This is a genomic window from Streptomyces hygroscopicus subsp. hygroscopicus (genome assembly GCF_001553455.1).
GTDB classification, from domain to species: Bacteria; Actinomycetota; Actinomycetes; order Streptomycetales; family Streptomycetaceae; genus Streptomyces; species Streptomyces hygroscopicus.
Map to the genome: position 1 here is coordinate 1 of NZ_BBOX01000504.1, position 5,863 is coordinate 5,863.

Annotated in this window: 6 protein-coding genes; 5 read left to right on the plus strand and 1 reads right to left on the minus strand. The window is 73.6% G+C overall.

Annotated features, from left to right (window positions below; genetic code table 11):
* Positions 1-561, minus strand: a 561-nt coding sequence (locus AXW62_RS37415; RefSeq protein ID WP_060948313.1) for a GntR family transcriptional regulator, incomplete at its 3' end; no start/stop codon positions are given.
* A gap of 98 nt (positions 562-659) precedes the next feature.
* On the opposite strand from AXW62_RS37415, the gene AXW62_RS46850 reads away from it, so the two are divergent.
* Genes AXW62_RS46850 through AXW62_RS37435 form a run of 5 tightly spaced genes read left to right on the plus strand, consistent with a single transcriptional unit; the run spans position 660 to position 5,835 of the window.
* Positions 660-785: a hypothetical protein gene (locus AXW62_RS46850; RefSeq protein WP_289306042.1), complete on the plus strand. Its 126-nt coding sequence runs from the start codon at positions 660-662 to the stop codon at positions 783-785.
* Entirely contained in the window at positions 782-2,002 is a 1,221-nt protein-coding gene (locus AXW62_RS37420) for a sarcosine oxidase subunit beta family protein (protein WP_060948309.1), read from the plus strand. The genes AXW62_RS46850 and AXW62_RS37420 overlap by 4 nt, the downstream gene beginning before the upstream one ends.
* Before the next feature lie 23 nt (positions 2,003-2,025).
* Entirely contained in the window at positions 2,026-2,322 is a 297-nt protein-coding gene (locus AXW62_RS37425; protein ID WP_060948310.1) for a sarcosine oxidase subunit delta, read from the plus strand.
* Positions 2,319-5,213, plus strand: a complete 2,895-nt coding sequence (locus AXW62_RS37430; RefSeq protein WP_060948311.1) for a sarcosine oxidase subunit alpha family protein — start codon at positions 2,319-2,321, stop codon at positions 5,211-5,213. Before AXW62_RS37425 ends, AXW62_RS37430 begins: the two co-directional genes overlap by 4 nt.
* Entirely contained in the window at positions 5,206-5,835 is a 630-nt protein-coding gene (locus AXW62_RS37435) for a sarcosine oxidase subunit gamma (protein ID WP_060948312.1), read from the plus strand. Before AXW62_RS37430 ends, AXW62_RS37435 begins: the two co-directional genes overlap by 8 nt.
* Positions 5,836-5,863 lie beyond the last annotated feature (28 nt).

The following is a 5,863-nucleotide window of genomic DNA, read 5'->3' on the forward strand; positions in this document are numbered from 1 at the left end:
GTGCTCCTCCACGTGGCCGGCCATGTCGGACAGACGGTCGATGAACAGGCACCAGATGCGGGTGGCCAGGTTGTCGTGGCGGACCAGGGTGTCCGCCAGGTACGGGTTGTGCGTGGCGGCGTAGACGGCGCGGTGGACCTTCAGGTCCAGGCTCATCAGCCCGGCCGCGTCGCGCGGACGCCCGGCGGCGTCCCGGAGTTCCCGCCGCAGGGCGGTCAGGGCGGCCCGGTCGGCGGCCGTGGCCCGCCGCGCGGCCTGGGCCGCGGCCAGCGGCTCCAGTTCCTGGCGCACCTCGGAGATGTGGGCGAGGTCGGTGATGTTGACGTCGGTGGCGAAGGTGCCGCGCCGGGGATAGGTCGTGATCAGGCGCTCGTACTGGAGACGCTTCAGCGCCTCGCGCACCGGCGTCCGCCCGACGCCGAGGGACTGCGCCAGCTGTTCCTCGTTGATCGGCGCGCCCGGGCGGATCTCGAGCATGACGAGCCGGTCGCGGATGGCGCGGTAGGCGCGTTCGGCGAGGGACAGTTCCTCGCCCGCGGCTTCGGTGACCACCTGCTGCATCGCCATGCCCCCTTGACCTCTCCGACCGGGCTCCCATACCTTACCGCGCAGGCTGATATATCAATTGCCCATTAGTTGGCTCCCAGGACGGTGCACAGATGGCAGCGACCCCGTCGATCAGCACGACCGCCTCCTCCCGCTCCCTCCCGCCCGGCACGGCCGGTCCCGAGGTCGCCACCGCGGCGGACGACGAGCCGTCCCGCCCTGGCGGAGACCCGGCATGACCGCCCAGCCGCCGCCGGAACATCCGGACTTCCTCTGGCGCAACCCCGAGCCGCGCGCCTCGTACGACGTCGTCATCGTCGGCGCCGGCGGCCACGGCCTGGCCACCGCCTACTACCTCGCCAAGAACCACGGCATCACCGACGTGGCCGTCCTGGAGAAGGGGTGGCTGGCCGGCGGCAACATGGCCCGCAACACCACGATCATCCGCTCCAACTACCTGTGGGACGAGAGCGCGGCCATCTATGAGCACGCGCTGAAGCTGTGGGAGGGACTGCCGGCGGAGCTGGACTACGACATCCTGTTCAGCCGGCGCGGCGTCCTCAACCTCGCGCACACCCTCCAGGACGTGCGCGAGGGCGTGCGCCGCGTGGGCGCCAACCGTCTGAGCGGGATCGACGCCCAGTGGCTGGGGCCGGAGGAGGCCGCCGAGGTCTGCCCGATCCTCAACGTCTCACCCCGCTCCCGGTACCCGGTCCTCGGCGGCACCTTCCAGCCGCGGGCCGGCATCGCCAAGCACGACCACGTCGCCTGGGCGCTGGCCCGCCGCGCCGACGAGATGGGCGTGGACCTGATCCAGGGCTGCGAGGTCACCGGCTTCCTCAAGGACGGCGACCGGGTCGTGGGCGTGCGCACCAGCCGCGGCCGCGTCCTCGCGGGCCGGGTCGGCCTCGCGGCGGCCGGGCACAGCAGCGTACTGGCCGAACGCGCGGGCGTCCGGCTGCCGGTGCAGTCCCATCCGCTGCAGGCACTGGTCTCCGAACTGCACGAGCCGGTGCACCCGACCGTGGTGATGTCGAACCATGTGCACGTCTACGTCTCCCAGGCCCACAAGGGCGAGCTGGTGATGGGCGCGGGCGTCGACGCCTACAACGGCTACGGACAGCGCGGCTCCTTCCATGTGATCGAGCGGCAGATGGCCGCCGCCGTCGAACTGTTCCCGGTCTTCGCCCGCGCGCATGTGCTGCGCACCTGGGGCGGCATCGTCGACGTCACCCCCGACGCCTCCCCGATCATCGGCACCACCGCCGTGGAGAACCTCTACGTCAACTGCGGCTGGGGCACCGGAGGCTTCAAGGCCACCCCGGCCGCGGGATGGACCTTCGCGCACACCATCGCCACCGGCGAACCGCATCCGCTGAACGTCCCCTTCACCCTCGAACGCTTCACGACGGGCGCGCTGATCGACGAACACGGCGCGGCGGCCGTGGCCCACTGAAAGCCTCCGGAGAGAAGGACACCGTGCTGCTGATCACCTGCCCCTGGTGCGGTCCGCGGGACGAGACCGAGTACCACTACGGCGGACAGGCCCACGTCCGCTACCCCGGCAACCCCGCGGACCTCACCGACGAGCAGTGGGCCGGGTACCTCTTCTACCGCGACAACCCCAAGGGGCCGTTCGCCGAGCGGTGGGTCCACAGCACCGGCTGCCGCCGCTGGTTCAACGTCCTGCGCGACACCGCCACCCACGAGGTGCTCGCCTCCTACCGGCTCGACGAGCCCCGCCCCGAACCGCACCGGGCCGGAGGAAACCGATGACCGGCCAGCCCTTCCGGCTCCGGCACGGAGGCCGCGTCGACCGTGGCACCGTCCTGCGGTTCACCGTCGACGGCCGGGAACTGACCGGACACCCCGGGGACACCCTCGCCTCGGCGATGCTCGCGTGCGGTCTGATCGAGGTGGCACCGTCGATCCACCGCCACCGCCCGCGCGGCATCGTCGCCGCCGGTGCCGAGGAGCCCAACGCCCTGGTGCGGCTCGACGGCCCGTGCGCGGAGGGCATGCTGCCGGCGACCACGGTGGAGCTGTACGACGGCCTGTCCGCCACGACCCTGTCCGGGATGGGCCGGCTCGACCCGGCCCCGGACCCGGCCGTCTACGACAAGAAGTACACGCACACCGATGTCCTGATCGTCGGCGCCGGTCCGGCCGGCCTCGCCGCCGCCGCCGCTGTGGCCGGCTCCGGCGCCCGGGTGATGCTCGTGGACGACCAGCCCGAGCCCGGCGGCCGGCTGCTCTCCGCACGCACCGAGCGGGTCGGCGCGCAGCCCGCCCCGGAGTGGGTCGCCGAGGTCCGCGCGGCGCTCGACGCCGCTCCCGAGGTCGTCGTCCTGCCGCGCACCACGGCCTTCGGCGCCTACGACGACAACTACGTGCTGGCCCTGCAACGGCGTACCGACCACCTCGGGGCAACCGCCCCCGACCCGTCCCTGGGCGTCTCCCGGCAGCGGCTGTGGCACATACGCGCCCGCCAGGTGGTCCTGGCCACCGGCGCCCATGAGCGTCCGCTGGTGTTCGCCGGCAACGACCGGCCCGGGGTGATGCTCGCCGCGGCCGTGCGCACCTACCTCAACCGGTACGCCGTGGCACCGGGTTCGCGCGCCGTGGTGAGCACGACCAACGACAGCGCCTACGACACGGTCGCCGACCTCCACGCCGCCGGGATCGGCATCGCCGCCGTCGTGGACGCCCGCCCCGGACTGTCCCACCGGGCCGCCGGGATCGCCGCGGCGACCGGGGCGCGGGTGCTGACGGGCAGCGCGGTGGTGGGCACCACCGGCGACGGCCGGCTCACCGGCGTCACCGTCCAGCGCCTCGGCGCAAGCGGTCGGCTCTCCGGTGAACCGGAATCGTTCGCCTGCGATCTGCTGGCCGTCTCGGGCGGCTGGAGCCCGGTGGTCCACCTGCACGGCCAGCGCCAGGGCCGGCTGCGCTGGGACGAGGGCCTGGCCGCCTTCGTCCCCGACGGCGCCGTGCGCGACCAGCGGATCGTCGGCGCGGCCCGGGGGACGTACGACCTCCCCGGCGCGGTGGGCGAGGGCGCGCGGGCCGGTGCGCGGGCCGCGACGGACGCCGGGTTCCCGGTTCCCGTGCCGTCGCCGCAGGAGGCGCCGTCCGGAGCCGGGCCGGTGCGCGCGCTGTGGCTGGTCCCGGCGCCCGACGGCGGCCCTGACGGCTGGGACACCCACTTCGTCGACCTCCAGCGCGATGTCACCGTCGCCGACGTCCGGCGGTCCACCGGCGCCGGTATGCGCGGTGTCGAGCACATCAAGCGTTACACCTCGCTCGGCACCGCCAACGACCAGGGCAAGACGTCCGGTGTCAACGCGATCGGAGTGATCGCGGAAACACTCGGCGCGGGGGTGTCCCCCGGCGAGATCGGGACCACGGCCCACCGGGCGCCGTACACACCGGTGGCGTTCGCCGCCCTGGCGGGGCGCGAGCGCGGCGACCTGTTCGATCCGGTGCGCACGACCTGCATCCACCCCTGGCACGTGGCGCACGGCGCGGAGTTCGAGAACGTCGGGCAGTGGAAGCGCCCCTGGTACTACCCGCGGCCCGGTGAGGACATGGACGCGGCGGTGGCCCGCGAGTGCCGCGCGGCCCGCGAGGGGGTGGCCTTCATGGACGCCTCCACCCTCGGCAAGATCGAGGTCTGGGGCGCGGACGCGGGCGAGTTCCTGGGCCGTGTGTACACCAACGCCTTCACAAAGCTCGAGCCGGGCACGGCCCGCTACGGCGTGATGTGCACACCGGACGGAATGATCTTCGACGACGGCGTGACCCTGCGTCTGGAGGAGAACCGCTACCTCATGACCACCACGACCGGCGGCGCCGCCGCGGTCCTGGACTGGCTGGAGGAGTGGCTGCAGACCGAGTGGCCCGAACTCGACGTCCACTGCACCTCGGTGACCGAACAGTGGGCGACGATCGCCGTCGTCGGGCCGCGGTCGCGCCAGGTCCTCGCCCGGCTCGTGCCCGGGATCGACCTGTCCGCCGAGGCGTTCCCCTTCATGGCGTTCCGCGAGACCACCCTGGCCTGCGGTGTCCCGGCCCGGATCTGCCGGATCTCCTTCTCCGGTGAACTCGCCTACGAGATCAACGTCTCCGCGTGGTACGGACTGGCCGTGTGGCAGCGGGTGCACGAGGCCGGACAGCCGTACGGCATCACCCCGTACGGCACCGAGACCATGCACGTCCTGCGGGCCGAGAAGGGCTACATCGTCGTCGGCCAGGACACCGACTCCACCGTCACCCCGCAGGACGCGGGCATGTCCTGGGTGGTCTCCCGGCGGAAGGACTTCATCGGCAAGCGGTCCCATTCCCGCGCCGACACCTCCCGCACCGACCGCAAGCAGCTGGTCGGACTGTTGCCGGCCGATCGCAGGACCCGGCTGCCCGAGGGCACCCAGCTCATCGCGCCGGACGGGCCCCTCACCCCCGGGGCCGGGCCGGTGCCGATGCTCGGCCACGTCACCTCCAGCTACCACAGTCCGGCCCTCGGCCGCCCGTTCGCCCTCGCCCTCGTGGCCGGCGGCCGGGCACGGATCGGCGAGACGCTGCTCGCTGCCGTGGGCGAGGACCTGGTGCCCGTCGAGGTGGCCGACCGCGTCCTCTACGACCCCGAAGGGACCAAGCGCGATGGCTGAGCCGACGCTCCACGCGGGCGCGGACCCGGTGGCCCTGCGCACCAGCCCGCTGGCACACCTGGCGGAGCGGATGCGCGCCGCCGCCGTCACCGGCGCCCGCGGGGTCACGCTGACCGAGCGGCCGTTCCTCACCATGGTGAACCTGCGCGTCGGGCCTGCCTCCGACGCGGCCCGCCGCGTCGAGAAGGCGCTGGGCGCCGCGCTCCCGCGGCAGTGCGGGCACACCGCCGCGTCCGGCCCCCACACGGTGATCTGGCTCGGCCCCGACGAGTGGCTCGTGCTGTCCGGCGCCGACGGCACGTCCCTGACCGCCGGACTGCGGAAGGCGCTCGGCGCGGACCCGGGCTCGGCCGTGGACGTCTCGGCGAACCGCACCACGCTGGAGCTGAGCGGCCCGGCCGCCCGGCAGGTGTTGGAGAAGGGCTGCCCGCTGGACCTCCATCCCCGGGCCTTCGGCCCCGGCCGGGCGGTGACGACCACGGTGGGACCCGTCGCGGTGCTGCTCTGGCAGACCGGCGACGACCCGGCGTACCGGCTTCTCCCGCGCGCCTCGTTCGCCGACTACCTGGCGCGCTGGCTGATCGACGCGATGAGCGAGTACCGCGGCCCCGAGGTGCCCTGACCGGCCGCGGCCCCGGCACCCGCGGGTC

Coding starts and splice junctions, on each gene's coding strand:
- AXW62_RS46850 (WP_289306042.1), top strand. CDS start 660: ATGGCAGCGACCCCGTCGATCAGCACGACCGCCTCCTCCCGCTCCCTC.
- AXW62_RS37420 (WP_060948309.1), top strand. CDS start 782: ATGACCGCCCAGCCGCCGCCGGAACATCCGGACTTCCTCTGGCGCAAC.
- AXW62_RS37430 (WP_060948311.1), top strand. CDS start 2,319: ATGACCGGCCAGCCCTTCCGGCTCCGGCACGGAGGCCGCGTCGACCGT.
- AXW62_RS37435 (WP_060948312.1), top strand. CDS start 5,206: ATGGCTGAGCCGACGCTCCACGCGGGCGCGGACCCGGTGGCCCTGCGC.